This window comes from Bacillus sp. BR3(2024) (genome assembly GCF_039134555.1).
Lineage (GTDB): Bacteria > Bacillota > Bacilli > Bacillales > Bacillaceae_G > Bacillus_A > Bacillus_A cereus.
The window spans coordinates 310,001-332,583 of record NZ_CP152433.1 but is presented as its reverse complement, the minus strand read 5'-3'; the positions used below and the strand labels follow the sequence as shown (position 1 = coordinate 332,583).

Genomic DNA, 22,583 nt, shown 5'->3' with positions numbered 1-22,583 from the left:
AACAAAATTACATAAGAAAAAAAGCTGTTCCATAGAGGAACAGCCTTCATATTTAATCTAAAATCTTCACAAGTGGTTCATCTTGTTTTGCTTCACGTATAATAATAGCTTCTGGGCGTTCTACAGATTTAATCGTTACTTGTACTTTCATATAATTCGGGAAGTATTCCATAACAAGCCCTGCCACATATTGTGTAAAACCAACTATTTCAGCTTTTCCATTAAACTGGACAGGAATATCAAGCTTCATTTCTCTTAATTCATCATCTCTATACATACCAGTACCAATAACAGCTGTATAGTCGCCTTGGAAATAATCGCTTAGTTTTGCCTTAAAGTTGGATACTCTTGCAAGGTCTTCACGTTTATTATCTGTTTTCGCTTGCTCTGATGGGAACAAATAATATTTTTCATTAATTTGTTGCCAATCTTCAACCGTTTCACTACCTTTTTCAACATTCGCATAAGAAACAAAGTTACCTGGCACGAGCGAAGACTTTGGAGCTTGGCGATAAATCGCAAATGTTATTGGAATATTTTTGGTTTCAGGTTCTTTTTGATGTATGACTTTCAAAATTTCTTGCGCCATTTTTTTCCCTTCAGCTAACATCTTTTCATCCGGGATTGCAGCTTCACGTGGATAACCATGCTCTTCGTTAAAATATTGAACAGAATTCATTGCTAATCCAACTACCATACCAACGCGTTCCTCGCCGTTATCGCCTTTTTTCACATAATAATCATGCTCTAAAATATTTGAAATATATATTGGATTTTTTTTATTTTTCACTTCTAGTGATTCGGATCCTGTTCCTAATGCAGGGTTTAATCCTATATTAGGAAATTTAACTGCATCTTTTTTTAATTTGTCCTCTAGTTCCTTTTGTTCAGCATCTGTACGTTTTCTTTTAACAAGCATCTGTATAGTTTGAGTATCTAGAGCTTTTCCGCCTTTTAAAAAATTATCTTTCGTACTAAATGATTCTTTTGCAATTCGCATTAACCCTGTTTCAAATTCATCTATATCAAGACGACTATTTAACCCTTGCACCACTAAACCACGTGCATTTCCACCATCAAATGGAATAGTCGTCTTATAATATTCATCCGAAATAGCGTATTTTGGAACAACTGATTGTTCTTTTGCTTTCCCCGATTTCTCAGCCACTTTTTCATCTTTGTCGGCACCTGCACTACACCCACTTACAAGTAGGCCAAGGCTTAATACCGCTAATGCTATTTTTTTCATGGTAAGTTTGCACCTCTTACTTATTTAGCTCTTGTAAGAACCTCTCTTCATTCCAAACCTCAACATTATGTTTCTCCGCTTGTGCTAATTTCGAACCAGCCGCTTCACCTGCAACAACTAAATCCGTACTCTTACTAACACTTCCCGTTACTTTTCCACCTAATGCCTCAATCTTCTTCTTCGCTTCACTTCGCCCCATAACTTCTAGCTTACCTGTTAAAACAACCGTTTTTCCTGCGAAGTAAGATTCAACATTTTGTAAATCTGCAATTTTTATACCTTTGTATGTCATATTCACGCCATACTCTTTAAACTGCTGTAATAACTCTAATACATCTTCATTATCAAAATATGTCACAACAGATTGAGCCATTTTTTCGCCAATTTCATTAATTGCTTTTAGTTCTTCTTCCGTTGCTTTTACAAGCTCATCCATCGTTTCAAAGTGCTCTGCAAATGTACGTGCTGCTTTCGCTCCAACGTGGCGAATTCCAAGACCAAATAATAATCGCTCTAACGAGTTTTCTTTAGAATTTTCAATTGCTTGTATTAAGTTTGTTGCTGATTTTTCACCAAAACGTTCTAACTGTAATAATTGCTCTTTCGTCAATGCATATAAATCAGCAAATGTACGAATGTAATCAGCATCAAAGAGTTGTGTAATGACACGTTCTCCAAGTCCATCAATATTCATTGCATTTCTTGAAACGAAATGGATTAACCCTTCTCGAATTTGAGCAGGACAAGTTGGATTTATACAACGAAGTGCTACTTCTTCTTCTAAACGAACAAGTTCACTCTCACATGCTGGACAATGAGTTGGCATGCGGTATTCTTCTTCCTCACCAGTACGCTTATCAAAAATAACGTTCACAACTTCAGGAATAATATCTCCAGCCTTCTTCACAACAACGTAGTCACCAATTCGAATGTCTTTTTCACGAATTAAATCTTCGTTATGTAAAGAAGCACGACGAACAATCGTACCAGCAACTCTCACTGGCTCTAGTTCTGCAGTCGGTGTTACAACTCCTGTTCGGCCAACACTTAATTCAATGCCTGTTAATCTCGTTACAACTTCTTCAGCCGGGAATTTATAAGCAATCGCCCATCTTGGACTCTTCGCTGTAGTTCCTAGACTTTCTTGAAGGGCAACATCATCTACTTTTATAACGATTCCATCAATCTCATAATCAAGATGCGGACGTTTTTCTTGCCATTCTTCTACATAAGCTATAACTTCTTCAATTGTTTCACATGTACGGCGATTTGGATTTGTCTTAAATCCAAGTTCACCTAAGAAATCAAGCGATTCACTATGTGATGGAATTGTTTTTTCTTCTACATTCGCAAGACCATACACAAACATAGATAAGTTACGCTTCGCTGCAATTTTCGGATCAAGTTGACGTATTGAACCTGCTGCTGCATTACGCGGATTCGCAAATACATCTTCTCCATTTTGCTCTTTTTCTTCATTTAGTTTAACGAATGAACGCTTCGGCATATAAGCTTCGCCTCGTGCTTCTAACGTTACTTCTTCATTTAAACGAAGTGGGATAGCTTTAATCGTTTTTAAATTTTGAGTAATATCTTCACCCGTTACACCATCACCACGTGTCGCCCCTTGAATGAAGCGTCCTTTTTCATAATGAAGCGAAACGGCAAGCCCGTCAATTTTTAATTCACATATATATCTTACATTCGCACCATCAATTCCTTGACGTACTCTTCTGTCGAAATCACGTAAATCTCCTTCGTTAAATGCATTTCCTAAACTTAACATTGGTGACTTATGTGTTACTTTTTCAAATATATCAAGAACAGTCCCCCCAACGCGAACGGAGGGAGAATCTTCACTCATAAACTCTGGGTTCTCTGCTTCTAATTTTATAAGCTCCTGCATATTACGGTCATATTCCGCATCAGAAACAGAAGGATTGTCTAATACGTGATATTGATAGTTAAATGTATTTAATAAATCACGCAGTTCTTCTATACGTTTTTTTGCTATCTCTTTTGACATATCCTCATTCCTTTCTATTGTTTCGTCACAGGTGCAAATTTTGCTAACAAACGTTTAACACCAATTGGGCTTGGGAATGCAATATCTAATTCTTTTGCATCACCTTCACCTTTTACACTTACAACTGTACCGACTCCCCATTTTTGGTGGGAAGCTTTATCTCCTACTGCCCAGCCAATTTGTTCGCCGCCTGTCGTCTTAGCTGCAGGGCGCGCGAAAGCTGAACGAGAGCGTGTTGTCGTTGTGATTGTCGTTTTGCCGCTACTTGCCGTTCTGCCTTTTGCACCAAACGATGTTTCACGCTTTGGCGCTGTTTCATTTAATGATTCCACTAGTTCTGTCGGGATTTCTGTAATGAATCGAGACGCAGCGTTCATACTTGTTCTACCAAATAAAGTACGCATTTGCGCGTTAGATAAATATAGCTCTTCTTCTGCACGGGTAATACCTACATAAGCAAGACGACGTTCTTCTTGCATTTCATCCTCTTCCATAAGAGAACGAGTATGAGGGAATATCCCTTCCTCTAAGCCAACAATAAACACAACCGGGAACTCTAATCCTTTCGCTGAGTGCATCGTCATTAAAATAACTTCTTCACCAGCAGTTGGGTCTTCATCTACACGATCAATATCAGCAACAAGTGCTAAATCTGTTAAGAATGCAACAAGGCTCTTATCTTCGCTTTGAGATTCAAATGTTTGCGTAACAGATAAGAACTCGTCTAAGTTTTCTAAACGACCTTCCGCTTCTAAAGAACGTTCATTTTTCAACATATCGCGATAGCCTGTTTTTTCAATAACTTCTTCTACTAATTCTGTAACAGATAAATACTCTTGCATATTTACCCAGTTATTTAATAAATTCGCAAATTCTTTTACTGCCTTTGTAATTTTTGCACTTACTCCAACATGCTCAATTTCATCAAATACAGCAGTTAATGAAATTCCGTTTTGCACACCGTAATTAATAATTTTATCGATAGAAGTCGCACCAATACCACGCTTTGGCATGTTAATAATACGTGCAAAACTAATTTCATCATCTGGATTACCGATTAAACGTAAGTACGCCAAAATATCTTTAATCTCTTTACGGTCGTAGAACTTCGTACCCCCGACAATTTTGTACGGAATGTTAGATTTAAGGAAAATCTCCTCGACCATACGAGACTGAGCATTCGTACGATATAACACTGCAAAATCAGTATATTTTCGTTTCCCCATTTGAATATCGTCACGAATTTTTTTCGCAACAAAATACGCTTCGTCCTTTTCAGTTGCAGCACGATAATACGAGATTTTACTTCCAACTTGATTGTCTGTCCATAATTTCTTCGGCTTACGATTTGTATTTTTTTCAATAACAGCATTCGCTGCATTTAAAATATTTTGTGACGAACGATAGTTTTGTTCTAACAAAATTACTTGTGCATTCTCATAGTCTTTTTCGAACGACAAAATGTTAGAAATATCTGCACCACGCCAGCGATAAATAGACTGGTCAGAGTCACCTACAACGCAAAGATTTTTAAAACGCGCTGCCAAATGTTTAACAAGAAGATATTGCGCTTTGTTCGTATCTTGATACTCATCAACGTGAATATATTGGAACTTACGCTGATAAAACTCTAATACTTCTGGAACACGTTCAAATAACTGAATCGTGGTCATAATTAAATCATCAAAGTCTAATGAATTATTTTTCAAAAGACGTTTTTGATACTCTGTGTATACATCGCTCGTTAATTTTTCATATGGATCAGCCATTGTAATTTTTTTTGCATATTTATCCGCAGATAACAGTTCATTTTTCGCATTACTAATACCCGCTAAAATAGAGCGCGGCTCAAATTTCTTCGGATCAATATTGCGCTCTTTCATAATTTTTTTGACTACAGTTAGCTGATCGCCTGAATCTAAGATTGTAAAGTTACGATTAATACCAATACGATCGATATCCCGTCGTAAAATACGTACACACATAGAGTGGAACGTCGAAATCCAAATATCTTCTGCTTCTGGTCCCACAAGTGTATCAATACGCTCACGCATTTCACGAGCTGCTTTATTTGTGAAGGTAATAGCTAGTACATTCCATGGTGCTACACCTTTTTCACCAAGTAAATACGCAATACGATGTGTTAACACACGTGTCTTACCACTACCTGCACCTGCCATTAATAGAAGTGGTCCATTCGTTGTTTGGACTGCTTTTTGTTGCTGTGGATTTAAACCGTTTAATAATCTATCTGTCATACTCATATACGCCTGCACCTACTCTCCTTTTACTGCTTTAACTGTTTTTAACGCCGATTTTATATCATCATAAATAATATTTCCAACAACTACTGTATCAGCATATTGTGCCATTTCTTTCGCCTGTTCTGCATTAGAAATACCACCGCCATAGTATAACTTAGCTTGTTTCAATTCTGCTTTTACATTTTTAACAAGTTCAACATCTCCATACGTACCGCTATATTCTAAATAAAATATCGGTAAATGTAATAACTTGTCTGCTAAACGAGCATATGCAATAACGTCATCTTCTGTTAAATCACATTTCGCTTCTGTAAGCTGGGCTACTTTCGCTTCTGGATTTAAAACACAATACCCTTCCATAAAAATTTCGTCCCAGTCCATAATATCCCCAAATTCTTTCAATGCCTCATGATGAACACCTGTTACCCATTCTACTTTTCGGCTATTTAAAACACTTGGGATGTAATAAAAATCAAATCCTGGTGTAATTGCTTCTACATCAGAAACCTCTAATACACAAGGAACTGCATATCTACGAATGCTAACTAGCATGTGTAATACGTTATCAATTGTAACTCCATCACTTCCGCCTACAATAACCGCATCAGTTCCAGACTCACAAATCATTTCTAGATGTTCATCGCTTAACTCCTTATTTGGATCAAGCTTAAATACATGTTTCCAACCGGAAATATCGTACATGAAAACACCCTTCCTTTTCTCTAGTTATATATATTTCTGTTCAAAATAACAGTTTATTTTCATCATTATTGTTTTAACTTCATCTTAAATATTTGTTTAAAACGGAGAATTAAGTTTGGAATTACCTCTTCCATATTTTTTAAACTAGAGGATTTAATTTTGAAGTTCCTTTTATGCATTCTTTCATTATAACAAAAAAAGTTACTTACACACACGCACATTCCAACATCTTTTTCCACGTCAAATGTTGGATTACATATCCCAAAAATCAAACGGGATACTAATAAAAGAAATAGTATTATCTATTTCAACTTTCATAAAAAGGAGTGTTTTTCTAATGAAGCAAAATATCGGGACAATAAACGCTCTAATTCGAATTACACTTGGGCTTGTCCTCTTCGGATGTAGTGCAACTAAACTTGTACGCAAGCCGTGGTGCACTTGGTCTAACATTTTTCTATGGATTGGTGCAATGAAAGTTGCAGAAGGAATTGTTCGTTTCTGCCCTGTTGTTGAAATGTGGAAATTCGGAAAATACATGAATATGGGGGCATTTAAAATGCCTAGCATGAATTTTGCTGAAAAAGGACATGCTAAAGAAGAAGTGAATCAAACTTCCACTCATGACAAGCCAAAGTCAAAAGGAAGTTATGACGCTTCTGACAAAGAGATTGAGTCAGCGATTGAAAATATAATCCTGGCAAAACCGCTTTGAATCATTTGTCACGATGCAAGATGCTCTCAAAGGGACTTAGCTGCTGCAGTGGGCGGTTAAGTCTTCTTTATTTTACCATAAAACAGAACGTACATTCTCTTTTTCGACCTTAAAATGTATATAAAAGATATCAATCAATAAAATTCAGAAAATTAGGTGCATACCTCTTGCTTAAAATGATATAAAAGTGATATCATTTTTATATCAGGAGGCGATCATATGAAAGAAAAACAAGTATTTTATGTAAATGGTTTTCTCGGTATTATTGGAATTTTGATTTTAGCTGCTATCGGTGTATTTTTCCTTGCACAAGAAATTTTCATAGGAGCGGCACTAACTATTATATTAGCCGCAGTTCTCGCTACAGGTATCGGTATTGTTCAACCGAATCAAGCGAAGGTTATTACGTTCTTCGGTAATTATTTAGGAACAATTCGTCAAAACGGTTTATTTTTAACGATTCCGTTCGCATTCCGTCAAACTGTATCTTTACGTGTTGAAAACTTTAACAGTAAAAAATTAAAAGTAAATGACGTTGATGGAAATCCAATTGAAATTGCAGCTGTTATCGTATATAAAGTTGTTGATTCTGCAAAAGCAATGTTTGGTGTTGAACATTATGATCGATTTGTAGAAATTCAAAGCGAAACGGCAATCCGCCATGTTGCAACAAAATATCCTTATGACAATTTCCAAGATGAAACCTGCGTTACGTTACGCGGAAATACTGAAGAAATCTCTGAAGAATTAAAACGTGAGTTAGAGGCGCGTCTTGAAATTGCTGGTGTAGAAGTATTAGAAACTCGTTTAACGCACTTAGCTTACGCAACAGAAATTGCCCATGCAATGCTACAACGCCAGCAAGCAAAAGCAGTATTAGCTGCTAGAAAAGAAATTGTTGAAGGTGCTGTGAAGATGGCGAAAGATTCCATCCATATGTTAGATGAAGAAGGCGTACTAGAACTCGATGACGAGCGTAAAGCAAATATGGTAAACAACTTATTAGTTGCCATCGTTTCAGATAAAGGTGCGCAACCAGTTATTAATACAGGAAGCCTATACTAAGGGCTATAAGTAATTATGGCTAAAAAGAAAAGCTTTCCATTACGTATTGATCCTGAATTACACGCAGTCATCGAAAAATGGGCAAATGATGAATTTCGTAGCGTCAATGCACACATCGAGTATTTACTTCGAGAAATGGCAAAGCAAAAAGGGAAATTAAAAAAAGATAAAGATGCATAAAAAATCCCGCTGATTCCTCAGCGGGATTTTTACATATTAACTTTTCGTCATCTCATGCCCAATTGCACGATATCCTATATCACTTCGATAAAATAGACCATCACTCTCAATTTTACCGATTTCTTTATATACTTTATCTTTTGCTTCTTGTAAACTATTTGCCTTACAAGCAACAAATAATACACGGCCACCGTTCGTTACAAAGTCCCCATGTTTCATTGCTGTACCTGCATGGAAAACAATCACATCTTGCAGTGCATCTAGTCCACTAATAATATCACCTTTTTTATATGCTTCTGGATATCCTTTAGAAGCAAGTACAACACCGATTACAGCTTCTTCTGACCATTGTAACGTTAGTTCACTTTCATCTAATACAGCGTTACATACGTCAACTAAATCATTTTCTAAGCGAGGTAATACAACTTCTGTTTCAGGATCACCGAAGCGTGCATTAAATTCAATTACCTTCGGACCATCATTTGTTAAAATAAGACCTGCGTATAAAATACCTGTAAACGAACGGTTTTCTGCAATCATCGCCTTAGCAGTTGGATGTAATACGGTTTGAATCGCTTCTTGAACTGCTGATTCTGGAATTTGTGGTACTGGAGAATATGCACCCATTCCGCCCGTATTTGGACCTTTATCACCATCAAAAGCTCTTTTATGATCTTGGGCGATTACCATTGGATGTACAGTTGTTCCATTCACGAATGCCATTAATGAAAATTCTTGTCCATCTAAAAACTCTTCAATAACGATCTTCTTACTTGCCGCGCCGAATTTCACATCTTGTAGCATTTCTTTCACAGCTTGTAATGCCTCTTCAAGCGTCATTGCTACCGTTACCCCTTTACCCGCAGCTAGGCCGTCAGCTTTAATAACGATTGGTGCACCAACTTTTCGAATGTACTGTACTGCTTCTTCATAATCTGTAAAAGTTTCGTACGCCGCAGTTGGAATATCATACTTTTTCATAAGCTCTTTTGTAAAAGCTTTACTACCTTCAATAACAGCAGCCGCTTTATTCGGACCAAATACGCGAAGTCCCTCTTCTTTAAAACAATCAACAATTCCATTCATAAGCGGAATTTCTGGTCCAACGAAAGTTAACTCAACATTATTCTCTTTTGCAAATAAAACTAATGCATCAAAATCATTTTCATCAATATCAACTGGTGTTGCAACATCTCTCATACCTTCATTACCTGGTGCTACATATACCTTTTCTACTTTTTCAGATTGTGCAAACTTCCAAGCTAAAGCATGCTCACGCCCACCGCGGCCAATTACTAAAACATTCATATTTCATCCCCCAATAATTAAATAAGTACAAACTAGAAGCTATGCTCCTAGTTTGCTTTTTCATATCAATAAAAGGTTATCGACCGGACTTTTTAAACATCCTCTATTAGTGTTTGAAATGACGTACGCCAGTGAACACCATAGCAATCCCATACGTATCTGCCACTTTAATAGAATCTTCATCACGGATTGATCCGCCTGGTTGAATGATTGCTGTAATTCCTGCTTTTGCTGCTTCTTCTAATGTATCTGGCATTGGGAAGAAAGCATCAGATGCAAGTGCGCTACCTTGTGCTTTTTCACCAGCTTGTGTAATTGCGATTTTTGCAGAACCTACACGGTTCATCTGTCCCGCACCGACGCCAATTGTCATGTCATCTTTCGCTAAAACAATTGCGTTTGATTTCACATGTTTTACAACTTTCCAAGCTAGTTTTAAATCTTTCCATTCTTGCTCTGAAGGTTCACGTTTCGTTGGAATTGAAATTGTACTTTCATCTAATGATAACGTATCTTCTTCTTGAACGAGAAGTCCACCTTGTACAGAAGTTAGTTTTTTGCTTGCACTTGTCGCTTTTTCAATATTTATAGTTAATAAACGTAAGTTCTTCTTACTTTGTAACACTTCTAAAGCTTCTTGCGAGAACGAAGGTGCGATAACAATTTCTAAGAAAATTTCATGTAACTTTTCTGCTGTAGCTTTATCAATTTCACGATTTGCTGCAATAATACCGCCGAAAATTGATACTGGATCTGCTTCATAAGCGCGAGTATATGCTTCGTGAATATCAGTTCCTACTCCAACACCACATGGATTCATATGTTTTACTGCTACTACTGCTGGTTCTGTAAATTCTTTTACGATGCTAAGTGCTGCGTCTGCATCATTAATATTGTTATACGATAATTCTTTACCGTGTAATTGTTCTGCGTATGCAACAGAAGAAGTTGCTGCGAATGGCGCTTTATAGAAAGTTGCCTTTTGATGTGGGTTCTCGCCATAACGTAAGTCTTGCTTTTTCTCAAATGTCACAGTTAATGTTTCTGGACTTTCTTCACCCATTTGCTCTGTTAAGTAGTTAGAAATTAACGCATCATACGCTGCTGTATGACGGAATACTTTCGCTGCTAGTTTACGTTTTGTTTCCTCTGCTACTTCACCGTTCTCTTTCAGTTCTGCTAACACAATATCATAATCTACTGGATCTACAATTACAGATACGAATTTATGATTTTTCGCAGCAGAGCGAATCATTGTCGGGCCACCGATATCAATATTTTCAATTGCATCAGCAAATGTTACATCAGGCTTAGCGATTGTTTCTTTAAATGGATATAAGTTAACAACAACAAAGTCAATTGGCTCCATACCTAATTCATTCATTTGTGTTACATGTGTTTCATTATCACGAACTGCTAATAGACCACCATGAATATTTGGATGTAACGTTTTCACACGGCCATCCATAATTTCAGGGAAACCAGTTACTTCAGAAATACCAATTACTTGTAAACCGTTTTCTTCTAATAACTTTTTCGTACCACCTGTTGAAATAACTTCAATCCTTTGTTCTAGTAACCCTTTAACAAATTCTACTACTCCTGTTTTATCTGAAACACTTACTAATGCACGCTTTTTCATTTATCCTTCACCCCTGGTTGTATGTTAGTTAACAGTTGATTCTTTCACAGACTGAACAATTTGATTCACTGTATTTACGTATAATTTATGTTCAACTTGTTGAATTTTCTTTTGTAAACTTTCTCTCGTATCCCCTTCAGAAACAACCACTGCTTCTTGCGCAATAATTGGCCCTGTATCCATACCTGCATCTACATAATGAATTGTTACTCCAGTTACTTTCACACCTGCTTCTAACGCTTGACCGACAGCATCTTTACCCGGAAAGCTCGGTAGTAATGATGGATGAATATTAATAATCTTCCCGCCGTATGCTTCTAGTAACGTCGGCCCGATTAACCGCATATATCCAGCTAAAATAACATAATCAATTTCATATTCTTCTAGCTTCTTTAATATCTCTTTTTCAAATGCTTCTTTTGACTCATATGCTTTCGCTGAAAAAGCAAAACACGGAATATGATAATAATTTGCCCGTCCAACAGCGCGTGCTTCTGGTTTATCACATACTAATAAACTAATTTCTGCATCCAATCTTTTTTCTTCTACCGCATTAACGAGAGATTGAAAGTTAGATCCGCTTCCAGAAGCAAAAACTGCTAATCTACTCATAGTGCTGTGCCCCCATTAAAAGTAACGCCAGCTCCTTGTATAGTACGTCCAATAATACGAGCCATTTCTCCTTGCTCTTCAAGAAGACGAACAACATCTTTTGCATCTTCTTCCTTCACTGCTACTACCATACCAATACCCATGTTAAAAATATTGAACATTTCTTTTTCTTCCAGTTTTCCAACTTCTTGAAGCAAACTAAAGATCGGCTGAATTTCCCAAGATCCTAGTTCAATCTCGGCACCGATTCCTTCTGGCAACATGCGTGGAATATTTTCAATAAATCCACCACCTGTAATATGCGCCATACCGTATACTTCATGTTTCTTCAATAGTTCTAAAATAGGTTTGACATAAATTTTCGTTGGTTTTAATAATTCTTCACCAAGAGGTAGTTCTAAGCGGCCATAAATACGCTCTAAAGATAGTTCCCCATCTTCTAGTAACACTTTTCGTACTAAAGAGTAACCATTGCTATGAATACCGCTAGATGCTAAGCCAATTAGCACGTGACCAGCTTCAATCTTTTCACCTGTTACAATTTTCTTTTTATCAACAATCCCAACTGTAAAACCAGCTAAATCATATTCTTCCGTAGAATACATTCCTGGCATTTCAGCTGTTTCTCCACCGATTAATGCACAACCAGCTTGGCGACAGCCCTCTGATATACCTTTGACGATGTTTTCAATTTTACTAGGTTCAGCTTTACCACAAGCAATATAATCAAGGAAGAAAAGCGGCTCTGCTCCTTGGACAACAATATCATTTACACACATTGCTACTGCATCAATACCAATTGTGTCATGTTTATCTGCCATAAAAGCGAGCATCAATTTCGTTCCCACGCCATCTGTTCCAGATACTAATACAGGTTCTTCTAATGCAAATTTTGATAGATCAAACATACCTCCAAAACCGCCTAAACCGCCTAGTACTTCTTTTCTCATAGTTGTTTGTACGTGTTTTTTCATGCGAGATACCGCTTCATATCCAGCTTCAATATCTACTCCTGCTTGCTTATATGCATTCGCCATCGTTATTTACACCTCGTCTTTTAATTTCTCCCCATCCAGGGCGGGCTATTTTAAGAAAGGAGCTAGCTTCTACATCAAAAGAAGTAGAAGCTTGTTTCACTTTTCTTATTTCATACTTTCTAAAAGCTCTTGCTCATAATCATAAAGAGCTGTTGGATAGTCCCCATTAAAGTAAGCCATGCATAGGCCACCATATTTCCCTTCATATGGACGTCCAATTGCATCTACTAATCCATCTTCGCTTAAAAATGTTAAAGAATCTGCTCCGATCATTTCACGGATTTCTTCTACTGTATGATTTGCTGCAATTAATTCTTTTCTCGTTTGAATATCAATGCCATAGAAACATGGATATTTCAGAGGTGGTGAAGCAATTCTTACGTGAACTTCTGTCGCTCCAGCTTCACGAAGCATACGAACAATTCGTTTACTTGTCGTTCCTCTTACGATAGAGTCATCAATCATAACAACTCGTTTCCCTTCAACTACACCTCTTACTGCGGAAAGCTTCATCTTAACCCCTTGCTCTCGCAGTTCCTGAGAAGGTTGAATAAACGTACGTCCAACGTAACGATTTTTAATTAATCCTAACTCATATGGAATACCTGTTGCCTCCGCATAGCCAATCGCAGCTGAAATACTAGAGTCTGGTACACCAGTAACAACATCTGCTTCAATAGGAGCTTCTGCCGCTAAACGTTTCCCCATATTCTTACGTGCTGCATGAACGTTAACGCCTGCAATATTAGAATCTGGTCGTGCAAAGTAAATGTATTCCATACTACAAATTGCATGTTCTACATCGTTTGTGAAACGATCTACGTGAATTCCTTCATCATTAATGATAAGTAATTCACCCGGTTCTACATCACGAATGTATGTTGCACCTACTACATCAAAAGCACATGTTTCAGATGCTACAACGTAAGCATCCCCCATCTTTCCAATTGAAAGCGGACGGAACCCATTCGGATCTAATGCAACGATCATTTCATTTCCAGTTAGTAAAAGATACGCAAACGCACCTTTCACTTTGTTTAAAGCTTCTTTTACACTTTCAATTAAAGAATCTTTCGTACTACGTTTAATAAGATGTAAAAGTACTTCTGTATCTGAACTAGTTTGAAAAATACTGCCCTCTGCTTCTAATTCACGACGAAGCATTTTTGCGTTAATTAAATTTCCGTTATGAGCTAACGCCATACTATGATCGGAAAAACGGAACAACAATGGTTGAACGTTAGCAACTTCACTTCCACCAGCTGTTGCATATCGTACATGTCCGATCGCTGATTTTCCATTTAATCCTTCTAGCTCACCTCTTGAAAACACTTCTGATATTAAACCTAACCCCTTGTGACCGACGATTTTTTCCCCATTATTTACGACAATGCCTGCGCCTTCTTGCCCACGGTGCTGTAAACTGTGCAATCCGTAGTATGAAACTTGTGCTGCATTTTCATGCCCCCAAATTCCGAAAACGCCACATTCTTCGTTTAACCCCTTTATTTCAGCAAGCATGGGATTGCCCCTTTCCAAGCCTTTCTCATTTCATCTACATTTGCTGTAAGTAATACTTCATTTTCTTCATTATGAATTGTTACTTCATTTGTACTTGTTACTTCTCCAACTTGGATTGCTTCTACCACTTTCTCAAACGCCTCTTTATTTTCACGTTTTACAGTTATCACGAAGCGAGACTGTGATTCAGCGAATAATGCTGCTGTTGCTTCTCCATCTAATTTCACAGTAGCACCTAAGCCTTTAGCACCAATTGCACTTTCTGAAATCGCAACTGCTAAACCACCTTCAGCAACATCATGTGCAGATTGAACAAGACCAGCTTGAATTGCTTCTAATACTTGTTTTTGGCGTTTTAATTCTACATCTAAATCGATACTTGGTGATTGACCGAAAATTTTGCCGTGAATCATTTTCTGTAATTCACTTCCGCCAAACTCAGCTTTCGTCTCACCAATTACATACACTAAATCACCAGCTTGCTTAAACTCTTGTGTTGTTACATGTTTTAAGTCATGCACAAGTCCGACCATCCCAACAGTTGGTGTTGGATATACAGCTTCACCACTACGCTCGTTATACATCGATACGTTTCCGCCGATAACTGGTGTTTGTAATGTGCGACAAGCTTCACTCATACCGTCTACTGATTTCTCAATTTGCCAGAAGATTTCTGGTTTTTCTGGGTTACCGAAGTTTAAGCAATCTGTAATTGCAAGTGGCTCTCCGCCAGAACATACGATATTACGCGCTGCCTCTGCTACTGCAATTTTACCGCCCATCTCTGGGTCTAGATAAATGTAGCGAGAGTTACAATCTGTCGTCATTGCTAATCCTTTTTCTGTACCGCGTACACGTACAACTGCAGCATCTGAACCTGGCGTAACAACTGTGCTTGTGCGAACTTGGTAATCGTATTGATCGTATACCCACTCTTTACTTGCAATTGTTGGTTGCTGTAATAAAGCGAATAACGTTTCTTTATAATTTTCTACTTTTGGCGTTTCCATTTTCATTGCTTGGAATTCAGCAAAGTATGCTGCTTCTTTTGATGGCTTATGATAAATTGGTGCTTCTTCTGCTAAAGCATCTGCTGGAACTTCAGCTACCTTTTCACCTTTATGGAATAAACGAAGCATTTTATCTTCTGTTACTTTCCCCATCGTAACCGCTGCAAGACCATACTTCTCAAATAAATCTACTATTTCTTGTTCTCTACCTTTTTTCACGACAATTAACATACGCTCTTGTGATTCAGATAGCATCATTTCATATGGTGTCATTCCTGTTTCACGCTGTGGTACATCATCTAAGTACATTTCAATACCCATTCCTGCTTTACTTGCCATTTCTGCAGATGATGATGTTAAACCAGCCGCACCCATATCTTGAATTCCAACAAGTGCATCAGATTGAATTAATTCTAAACACGCTTCAATAAGAAGTTTTTCCATAAATGGATCCCCTACTTGAACCGCTGGACGTTTCGCTTCTGAGCTTTCAGATAGTTCTTCCGACGCGAATGTTGCACCATGAATACCGTCACGACCAGTTGATGCTCCTACGTACATTACTGTGTTACCAGCACCATGTGCTTGCCCTTTTTTAATGTCTTCGTGGTTAATCAAACCTACGCACATTGCATTTACAAGTGGATTTCCTTCATAACATGGATCAAATTGTACTTCGCCGCCAACAGTCGGAATACCGATGCAGTTACCGTATCCTGCAATTCCTGCTACTACTTCTTCGAATAAATATTTCACACGTGGTGACTGTAATTCACCGAAACGAAGTGAGTTTAATAGAGCTACCGGACGTGCTCCCATAGAGAATACGTCACGAATAATACCACCAACACCTGTTGCAGCTCCTTGATATGGTTCAATAGCTGAAGGATGGTTATGACTTTCCATTTTAAATACAACTGCTTGATTATCACCGATATCTACAATTCCAGCACCTTCCCCAGGCCCTTGTAGAACACGCTCACCTGTTGTTGGGAATTTTCGAAGCACTGGTTTTGAATTTTTATAACTACAATGTTCAGACCACATTACAGAGAATAACCCTGTTTCTGTATAATTTGGCAGACGACCTAAAATCTTTTCAACCATGGCAAACTCTTCGTCTGTTAACCCCATTTCCGCATATATACGCTCTTCTTTAATTTGTGTTGGATTTGGTTCAAGCATTAACGACATATGTTTCCCTCCACTGTTTTAAGATAGATTGAAAGACTTTTAACCCTTCAGCACCGCCAAGTAATTCATCTACAGCACGCTCTGGGTGCGGCATCATACCAAGTACATTTCCTTTTTCATTTACAATACCAGCAATATCTGAAACGCTACCGTTAGGGTTTTCTACGTAACGGAATGCGATTTGATTGTTCTCTTCTAATTGTTTAAGAGTCGCTTCATCACAATAGTAATTCCCCTCACCATGCGCGATTGGAATATTAATTATTTCATCTTTTTCATATTGTGATGTAAACATCGTTTCATTATTTTCAACACGTAACTGAACAGTGCGACACATAAATTTTAAGTTTTCGTTTCTTATTAACGCTCCTGGTAGTAATCCTGATTCAACAAGAATCTGGAATCCATTACATACACCTAAAATCGGCTTTCCTTGCTCAGCAGCTTTTTGCACTGCTTTCATTGCATTAGCAAAGCGAGAGATAGCACCGCAGCGTAAGTAGTCACCATAAGAAAATCCACCTGGTAGTAGAATTGCATCATATTCATCTAAATTCTCTGTATCGTGCCAAACGTAATCTACTTCTTCGCCAAGCTCATCTTTAATTGCATGGAACATATCGACATCACAGTTCGAACCCGGAAATACTATTACGGCAAATTTCACTGTGCGACAACCTCCTCAACTTCATAACGGAAGTCTTCCATTACAACGTTCGCTAATAGTTTTTCACACATTTCTTTTACCCTGCTATCTAAATCAGATACAGATTTATCAATTGTTAGTTCCATGTACTTTCCGATTCGAACGTCTTGTACTTCTGTGAATGAAAGACTATGAAGTGCTCCTTTTACTGCTGTTCCTTGTGGATCTAATACGCTTTCTCTTAATGTTACATATACCTTAACTTTATACATGTGAAATTCCCCCTAAACGTTTTAAAATCTCTTCATAAGCATCTGTTAAATTTCCAAGATCACGACGGAATACATCTTTATCAAACTTTTCATTGCTCGTTTCATCCCATAAACGGCAAGTATCTGGTGAAATTTCATCCGCTAAAATGATTTCTCCTTCTTCCGTTACACCAAACTCTAATTTGAAATCTACTAATCTTACACGACAGCTTGCGAAATGATCAATCAACACTTGATTGATTTGTAGAGCCATATCTCGTAATACACTTACTTGCTCTGGCGATGCAACGTTTAATACACGAATATGATCTTCCGTTACAAGCGGATCTCCTAAATCATCATCTTTGAAGTAAAATTCTACGATTGGTTCTGCAAGTACAGTTCCCTCTTCCATTCCTAATCGTTTTGAAAGACTTCCTGCAATTACATTTCTTGTGACAACTTCTAAAGGAATAATACTCACTTTTTTAACAAGTTGTTCTGTTTCAGATAACTTCTCAACAAAATGTGTTTTAATTCCCACTTCTTGTAACTTTCTGAACAATAAAGTTGTAATTTCATTGTTCAAACGACCTTTTCCTGTAATCGTCTCTTTTTTCTCCCCATTGAAAGCAGTCGCACTATCTTTGTACTCTACCCAAACCATATCTGCTGATTCTGTACGATAAATTCTTTTTGCCTTACCTTCATACAGCAATTCTAGCTTTTGCATTTCGCAAGCCCCCTGTAGTTTGAAAAATGTGAATAATATTTTTATAAAGAATGGCACAGAATGACTCTATTCTGTGCCATATGAAATTTTACGCTTCGTTTAATCCAAGGCGTTCAAAGATTGTATCAACGTGTTGCATATGATGCTCATAGTTGAAGCATTCATTAATTTCTTCTTGTGTTAACTTGCTTGTAATACGCTCATCAGCTTCTACAAGCTCTTTAAATTGTACTTGTGTTTCCCAAGCTTCCATCGCTTTAGGCTGTACGATATCATAAGCTTCTTCACGTACCATACCTTTGTCGATTAGTGTAAGCATTACGCGCTGAGAATAAATTAAGCCGTATGTTCTTGTCATATTGCGTTTCATATTCTCTGGGTATACAGTTAAGTTTTTAACAATATTACCAAAGCGATTTAACATGTAATTTAATGCGATTGTAGCATCTGGTAAAATTACGCGTTCTGCCGAAGAGTGAGAAATGTCACGCTCATGCCATAATGGAACATTTTCGTAAGCTGTCATCATATAACCGCGGATAACACGAGCTAAACCAGTCATATTTTCAGAACCAATTGGATTACGTTTATGTGGCATTGCAGAAGAACCCTTTTGACCTTTTGCGAAAGCTTCTTCAACTTCACGTGTTTCACTCTTTTGTAAACCACGAATCTCAACTGCCATCTTTTCGATAGATGTTGCAATTAGTGCAAGTGTTGACATGTAGTGTGCGTGACGATCACGTTGCAATGTTTGTGTTGAAATTGGTGCTGCTTCTAATCCTAAATTTTCACAAACATATTTTTCTACGAATGGATCGATATTTGCATATGTACCAACCGCACCAGATAGTTTACCAACACGAACTGTATCAGCAGCTTGTTTGAAACGCTCTACGTTACGTTTCATCTCTTCATACCAAAGACCAAGTTTTAAACCAAATGTCGTTGGTTCTGCATGAACACCGTGTGTTCTTCCCATCATGATTGTGTATTTATGCTCTTTCGCTTTGTTAGCTAAAATGCTTACAAAGTTCTCTAAGTCTTTTAATATAATTTCATTCGCTTGTTTTAAGATGTAAGATAATGCTGTATCTACTACATCTGTAGATGTTAAACCGTAATGAACCCATTTACGTTCTTCGCCTAATGCTGGCGTTTCTGATACAGCACGAGTGAATGCAACTACGTCATGACGTGTTTCTTTTTCAATTTCATAAATACGATCAATATCAAATGATGCATGTTCACGAATTTTTTTAACATCTTCTTTTGGAATATCGCCAAGCTCAGCCCATGCTTCACAAGCTAAAATCTCAACTTCTAACCACGCTTTAAATTTGTTCTCTTCCGTCCAAATCGCACCCATTTCAGGGCGTGTATAACGACTAATCATCTTTTTCCCTCCAACAGTTGTTCTTGATGGTCCCAAATATGCAAACTCTTCGCTTTTTCTAGAGCGACTTCAATATTATCATTTAAAATATTAACATGCCCCATTTTTCGCTGTGCTTTTGCTTCTTCTTTTCCATACAAGTGTAAATAGCACCCGGTTAATCTATTCACTTGTCTTAGGACCCCTTCTATATGTTCGCCTAAAATGTTTACCATGACAACTGGTTTTAACAAATTTGTTTCTCCTAGAGGTAAATTACAGATTGCTCGAATATGTTGACCAAATTGACTCGTTTCACATGCATCCTGTGTATAGTGTCCTGAATTGTGAGGTCTTGGCGCTAATTCATTAATATAAATCTCACCATTATCTGTAGCAAACATCTCTACAGCTAGTGTTCCCACAAGTTCTAATTCATCCGCAAGTACCTTTGCATACGCAATTGCTTTTTGAGAAAGCTCTTCTGTAATGCGAGCTGGAACGATAGATTCATGTAAAATGTTATTTACATGAATATTTTCTGCTACTGGAAACACTTTTGTTTCACCACTTACACTACGAATCACAATAACTGATACTTCTTTTTCAAAAGGCACCCATTTCTCTAAAATACATTCTGCTTTATCCACAAGATTTCTTGCTGCCTCAACATCAGCTTCACTTCTTAAAACAACTTGCCCTTTCCCATCATATCCACCTGTCGTCGTTTTTAAGACGGAAGGGAATGATAACCCAGCAATTGCTTCTGTAAGCTGATCTTGATTTTGAACTAATCTATACGTTGCTACTGGTAACCCAGCCTTCTCAATCGCATTCTTTTCTGTAAAACGATTTTGTGTTGTATTTAACAACTGACTACCTTGTGGTAAGTACGCATGTTTTTCAAGCCATTGTAAACATCTATAATCAATATTCTCAAATTCATATGTGACAACATCACTTATCTCTGCTAAATGCTGAATTGCTTTTAAATCATCATATGGTGCAACAATTTCAATATCAGCAACTTGTGCACATGGTGAATGCTTTGTAGGATCTAAAACAGCAATTTTATATCCCATCTCCTTAGCTACCAATGCCATCATTCTTCCTAGCTGGCCGCCTCCAATAATACCGATTGTTTTTCCAGGTAAAATGATTCTCTTCATACTAGCTCACTACCTTCACGCACATCTTTTTCAATCGCTTCTCGTCTCAATTCTAATGCATCATGTATATCATCATGAAATGATCCAAGTATTTGTGCGGCAAGTAATCCAGCATTCGTTGAACCGGCTTTACCAATTGCAACAGTTGCAACTGGAACACCTCCTGGCATTTGGGCGATGGATAATAATGAATCTAAGCCGTTTAATGCTTTTGATTGAACTGGAACTCCAATTACAGGAAGATTTGTCTTCGCTGCAACCATTCCTGGTAAATGTGCTGCTCCACCAGCTCCAGCAATAATAACTTTCAATCCACGTTCACGAGCCGTCTCTGCATATTCAAACATATAATCCGGAGTCCGATGAGCGGATACAACTTTTTTCTCATACGGTATATTTAATTCATCTAAAATGTCACAAGCATATTTCATTGTTTCCCAGTCTGACGTACTTCCCATTATGACTCCAACTAGTGATTTCATATTAGAATCCCCCCGATTCAAATAAAAAAAGCCTGAAATAGAACAGTTTCTCTTTTACTATGAGAGAAAGCGCTCTACTCAGGCATACGTATCCCTTGTGAATAGAAAAATACCGAGTGACTTTCCCTCATAGTCTAACGAATAACGGTCGTTAGGTAGAGACTTGCAGGCCATATCCCCGCGATTATATGAGGTCTTATATTATTGTTTCTATGGCTATATTAACAATATTTCATAAACAATGTCAATAAATAATCGAATGTTTTTTTATTAGCAGTCAATAACGTTCGTGTTTTAGTTATATTCAAAAGAAGAATTGCAACTATATACAAGAAGAAAAGGGAATTAGAATATATATTTCTAGAGATCTATTTTATGTATTTATCGTTTAAATAGCACTTCAGTATGTTTTTAATCAAAATATATACACTCTTGTATTATTATAACGATTTAATTTCTAAGGAGGATAACTGTTAAAGAAAGAACTTTGCTATTATCCTATTTATTTTTCTCTATTGCAGTAATTTCTGTAATTATTAAATATTTATTTATAGCATCTCATTATTTAAAATATATACTTATGATAGAAATAATGTGTCCTATTTTAAGTATTACTTTAGCGACATTAGGAAAATCAGGAACACCAAAAATCATTACTATTATTTTAAAGAGTCTCTACTTCATTCTTTTTTCGTCTGTAGCTTTATTAAATTTACGGATTATAGCATTCGGTAAATAAAAATAAACACAAAAAAACCTAAGTCAAAATAACTTAGGTTCTTGCTTGGCGACGTCCTACTCTCACAGGGACAAGGTCCCAACTACCATCGGCGCTAGAGAGCTTAACTTCCGTGTTCGGTATGGGAACGGGTGTGACCTCTCTGCCATCATCACCAAACTATGAAGGCATATTCCTTCAAAACTAGATAACATTTGCTACATATTATATGGTTAAGTCCTCGATCTATTAGTATTCGTCAGCTCCACATGTCACCATGCTTCCACCTCGAACCTATCAACCTGATCATCTTTCAGGGATCTTACTAGCTTACGCTATGGGAAATCTCATCTTGAGGGGGGCTTCATGCTTAGATGCTTTCAGCACTTATCCCTTCCGCACATAGCTACCCAGCTATGCCCTTGGCAGAACAACTGGTACACCAGCGGTGCGTCCATCCCGGTCCTCTCGTACTAAGGACAGCTCCTCTCAAATTTCCTACGCCCACGACGGATAGGGACCGAACTGTCTCACGACGTTCTGAACCCAGCTCGCGTACCGCTTTAATGGGCGAACAGCCCAACCCTTGGGACCGACTACAGCCCCAGGATGCGATGAGCCGACATCGAGGTGCCAAACCTCCCCGTCGATGTGGACTCTTGGGGGAGATAAGCCTGTTATCCC

20 protein-coding genes, 2 rRNA genes and 1 riboswitch (1 of these 23 cut by a window edge) are annotated in these 22,583 nt (G+C 37.6%); of the genes, 4 read left to right on the top strand and 18 right to left on the bottom strand.

What is annotated here, in order from left to right; genetic code table 11:
• Window positions 1-52 precede the first annotated feature (52 nt).
• The 4 genes from V7S45_RS01810 to V7S45_RS01795 are packed head-to-tail and all read right to left on the bottom strand — an operon-like array spanning window position 53 to window position 6,241.
• On the bottom strand, window positions 53-1,249 hold the full coding sequence (locus tag V7S45_RS01810) for a CamS family sex pheromone protein (RefSeq protein WP_000717031.1): 1,197 nt from the start codon (window positions 1,247-1,249) through the stop codon (window positions 53-55).
• 16 nt (window positions 1,250-1,265) lie between these two features.
• Window positions 1,266-3,275 (bottom strand): NAD-dependent DNA ligase LigA, encoded by a 2,010-nt coding sequence (gene ligA, locus V7S45_RS01805; RefSeq protein ID WP_000031450.1) that lies wholly within the window; start codon window positions 3,273-3,275, stop codon window positions 1,266-1,268.
• A gap of 14 nt (window positions 3,276-3,289) precedes the next feature.
• Window positions 3,290-5,539, bottom strand: coding sequence for a DNA helicase PcrA (pcrA, locus tag V7S45_RS01800; protein WP_002164784.1), 2,250 nt, complete (start codon window positions 5,537-5,539; stop codon window positions 3,290-3,292).
• A 12-nt stretch (window positions 5,540-5,551) separates the two neighbouring features.
• Window positions 5,552-6,241: a heptaprenylglyceryl phosphate synthase gene (locus tag V7S45_RS01795; RefSeq protein WP_000272099.1), complete on the bottom strand. Its 690-nt coding sequence runs from the start codon at window positions 6,239-6,241 to the stop codon at window positions 5,552-5,554.
• Window positions 6,242-6,578: 337 nt separating this feature from the next.
• Between V7S45_RS01795 and V7S45_RS01790 the strand changes: the two genes are divergently transcribed.
• The 3 genes from V7S45_RS01790 (at window position 6,579) to V7S45_RS01780 (ending at window position 8,201) form a co-directional block, all read left to right on the top strand.
• A complete protein-coding gene (locus tag V7S45_RS01790; protein ID WP_000812346.1) occupies window positions 6,579-6,956 on the top strand; it encodes a DUF2892 domain-containing protein in 378 nt (125 codons plus the stop codon).
• A gap of 219 nt (window positions 6,957-7,175) precedes the next feature.
• Window positions 7,176-8,021 carry an SPFH domain-containing protein gene (locus V7S45_RS01785; protein WP_000660669.1) on the top strand — a complete coding sequence of 282 codons (846 nt, stop codon included), beginning with the start codon at window positions 7,176-7,178 and terminating at the stop codon, window positions 8,019-8,021.
• 15 nt (window positions 8,022-8,036) lie between these two features.
• Entirely contained in the window at window positions 8,037-8,201 is a 165-nt protein-coding gene (locus V7S45_RS01780; RefSeq protein ID WP_001085171.1) for a toxin-antitoxin system HicB family antitoxin, read from the top strand.
• A gap of 36 nt (window positions 8,202-8,237) precedes the next feature.
• On the opposite strand, the gene purD is transcribed toward V7S45_RS01780, so the two are convergent.
• The 12 genes from purD to purE form a co-directional block, all read right to left on the bottom strand.
• Window positions 8,238-9,509, bottom strand: coding sequence for a phosphoribosylamine--glycine ligase (purD, locus tag V7S45_RS01775; protein ID WP_342761633.1), 1,272 nt, complete (start codon window positions 9,507-9,509; stop codon window positions 8,238-8,240).
• 106 nt (window positions 9,510-9,615) lie between these two features.
• Entirely contained in the window at window positions 9,616-11,151 is a 1,536-nt protein-coding gene (gene purH / locus V7S45_RS01770; RefSeq protein WP_342761632.1) for a bifunctional phosphoribosylaminoimidazolecarboxamide formyltransferase/IMP cyclohydrolase, read from the bottom strand.
• Between the two features lie 24 nt (window positions 11,152-11,175).
• Window positions 11,176-11,763: a phosphoribosylglycinamide formyltransferase gene (purN, locus tag V7S45_RS01765; RefSeq protein ID WP_342761631.1), complete on the bottom strand. Its 588-nt coding sequence runs from the start codon at window positions 11,761-11,763 to the stop codon at window positions 11,176-11,178.
• Complete coding sequence (purM, locus tag V7S45_RS01760; protein ID WP_001262439.1) at window positions 11,760-12,800, bottom strand: phosphoribosylformylglycinamidine cyclo-ligase; 1,041 nt, start codon at window positions 12,798-12,800, stop codon at window positions 11,760-11,762. The genes purN and purM overlap by 4 nt, the downstream gene beginning before the upstream one ends.
• 105 nt (window positions 12,801-12,905) lie before the next feature.
• On the bottom strand, window positions 12,906-14,321 hold the full coding sequence (gene purF, locus V7S45_RS01755; protein ID WP_000879025.1) for an amidophosphoribosyltransferase: 1,416 nt from the start codon (window positions 14,319-14,321) through the stop codon (window positions 12,906-12,908).
• Window positions 14,306-16,525, bottom strand: a complete 2,220-nt coding sequence (purL, locus tag V7S45_RS01750) for a phosphoribosylformylglycinamidine synthase II (RefSeq protein WP_000055564.1) — start codon at window positions 16,523-16,525, stop codon at window positions 14,306-14,308. The genes purF and purL overlap by 16 nt, the downstream gene beginning before the upstream one ends.
• Window positions 16,509-17,192, bottom strand: coding sequence for a phosphoribosylformylglycinamidine synthase subunit PurQ (purQ, locus tag V7S45_RS01745; protein ID WP_000666774.1), 684 nt, complete (start codon window positions 17,190-17,192; stop codon window positions 16,509-16,511). Before purQ ends, purL begins: the two co-directional genes overlap by 17 nt.
• Window positions 17,189-17,443 carry a phosphoribosylformylglycinamidine synthase subunit PurS gene (gene purS, locus V7S45_RS01740; RefSeq protein ID WP_000278825.1) on the bottom strand — a complete coding sequence of 85 codons (255 nt, stop codon included), beginning with the start codon at window positions 17,441-17,443 and terminating at the stop codon, window positions 17,189-17,191. The genes purQ and purS overlap by 4 nt, the downstream gene beginning before the upstream one ends.
• Window positions 17,436-18,155, bottom strand: coding sequence for a phosphoribosylaminoimidazolesuccinocarboxamide synthase (gene purC, locus V7S45_RS01735; protein WP_001170544.1), 720 nt, complete (start codon window positions 18,153-18,155; stop codon window positions 17,436-17,438). Before purC ends, purS begins: the two co-directional genes overlap by 8 nt.
• An 88-nt stretch (window positions 18,156-18,243) precedes the next feature.
• On the bottom strand, window positions 18,244-19,551 hold the full coding sequence (gene purB, locus V7S45_RS01730) for an adenylosuccinate lyase (protein WP_000625682.1): 1,308 nt from the start codon (window positions 19,549-19,551) through the stop codon (window positions 18,244-18,246).
• Window positions 19,548-20,699 (bottom strand): 5-(carboxyamino)imidazole ribonucleotide synthase, encoded by a 1,152-nt coding sequence (gene purK, locus V7S45_RS01725; RefSeq protein ID WP_342761630.1) that lies wholly within the window; start codon window positions 20,697-20,699, stop codon window positions 19,548-19,550. The genes purB and purK overlap by 4 nt, the downstream gene beginning before the upstream one ends.
• Window positions 20,696-21,181 carry a 5-(carboxyamino)imidazole ribonucleotide mutase gene (gene purE / locus V7S45_RS01720; RefSeq protein WP_000839365.1) on the bottom strand — a complete coding sequence of 162 codons (486 nt, stop codon included), beginning with the start codon at window positions 21,179-21,181 and terminating at the stop codon, window positions 20,696-20,698. The genes purK and purE overlap by 4 nt, the downstream gene beginning before the upstream one ends.
• A gap of 110 nt (window positions 21,182-21,291) precedes the next feature.
• A riboswitch (purine riboswitch) is annotated at window positions 21,292-21,393 on the bottom strand.
• 275 nt (window positions 21,394-21,668) lie between these two features.
• On the opposite strand from purE, the gene V7S45_RS01715 reads away from it, so the two are divergent.
• Entirely contained in the window at window positions 21,669-21,920 is a 252-nt protein-coding gene (locus tag V7S45_RS01715) for a hypothetical protein (protein ID WP_342761629.1), read from the top strand.
• Window positions 21,921-21,963: 43 nt separating this feature from the next.
• On the opposite strand, the gene rrf is transcribed toward V7S45_RS01715, so the two are convergent.
• Window positions 21,964-22,079: ribosomal RNA gene (rrf, locus tag V7S45_RS01710) — 5S ribosomal RNA — on the bottom strand.
• 49 nt (window positions 22,080-22,128) lie between these two features.
• Window positions 22,129-22,583 (bottom strand): 23S ribosomal RNA (locus V7S45_RS01705); it runs 2,467 nt beyond the window's last position.

Excerpts from the sequence above, each read along its gene's own strand:
- V7S45_RS01810 (WP_000717031.1), bottom strand. The coding sequence starts at position 1,249 with ATGAAAAAAATAGCATTAGCGGTATTAAGCCTTGGCCTACTTGTAAGT.
- ligA (WP_000031450.1), bottom strand. The coding sequence starts at position 3,275 with ATGTCAAAAGAGATAGCAAAAAAACGTATAGAAGAACTGCGTGATTTA.
- pcrA (WP_002164784.1), bottom strand. The coding sequence starts at position 5,539 with ATGAGTATGACAGATAGATTATTAAACGGTTTAAATCCACAGCAACAA.
- V7S45_RS01795 (WP_000272099.1), bottom strand. The coding sequence starts at position 6,241 with ATGTACGATATTTCCGGTTGGAAACATGTATTTAAGCTTGATCCAAAT.
- V7S45_RS01790 (WP_000812346.1), top strand. The coding sequence starts at position 6,579 with ATGAAGCAAAATATCGGGACAATAAACGCTCTAATTCGAATTACACTT.
- V7S45_RS01785 (WP_000660669.1), top strand. The coding sequence starts at position 7,176 with ATGAAAGAAAAACAAGTATTTTATGTAAATGGTTTTCTCGGTATTATT.
- V7S45_RS01780 (WP_001085171.1), top strand. The coding sequence starts at position 8,037 with ATGGCTAAAAAGAAAAGCTTTCCATTACGTATTGATCCTGAATTACAC.
- purD (WP_342761633.1), bottom strand. The coding sequence starts at position 9,509 with ATGAATGTTTTAGTAATTGGCCGCGGTGGGCGTGAGCATGCTTTAGCT.
- purH (WP_342761632.1), bottom strand. The coding sequence starts at position 11,151 with ATGAAAAAGCGTGCATTAGTAAGTGTTTCAGATAAAACAGGAGTAGTA.
- purN (WP_342761631.1), bottom strand. The coding sequence starts at position 11,763 with ATGAGTAGATTAGCAGTTTTTGCTTCTGGAAGCGGATCTAACTTTCAA.
- purM (WP_001262439.1), bottom strand. The coding sequence starts at position 12,800 with ATGGCGAATGCATATAAGCAAGCAGGAGTAGATATTGAAGCTGGATAT.
- purF (WP_000879025.1), bottom strand. The coding sequence starts at position 14,321 with ATGCTTGCTGAAATAAAGGGGTTAAACGAAGAATGTGGCGTTTTCGGA.
- purL (WP_000055564.1), bottom strand. The coding sequence starts at position 16,525 with ATGTCGTTAATGCTTGAACCAAATCCAACACAAATTAAAGAAGAGCGT.
- purS (WP_000278825.1), bottom strand. The coding sequence starts at position 17,443 with ATGTATAAAGTTAAGGTATATGTAACATTAAGAGAAAGCGTATTAGAT.
- purC (WP_001170544.1), bottom strand. The coding sequence starts at position 18,155 with ATGCAAAAGCTAGAATTGCTGTATGAAGGTAAGGCAAAAAGAATTTAT.
- purB (WP_000625682.1), bottom strand. The coding sequence starts at position 19,551 with ATGATTAGTCGTTATACACGCCCTGAAATGGGTGCGATTTGGACGGAA.
- purK (WP_342761630.1), bottom strand. The coding sequence starts at position 20,699 with ATGAAGAGAATCATTTTACCTGGAAAAACAATCGGTATTATTGGAGGC.
- purE (WP_000839365.1), bottom strand. The coding sequence starts at position 21,181 with ATGAAATCACTAGTTGGAGTCATAATGGGAAGTACGTCAGACTGGGAA.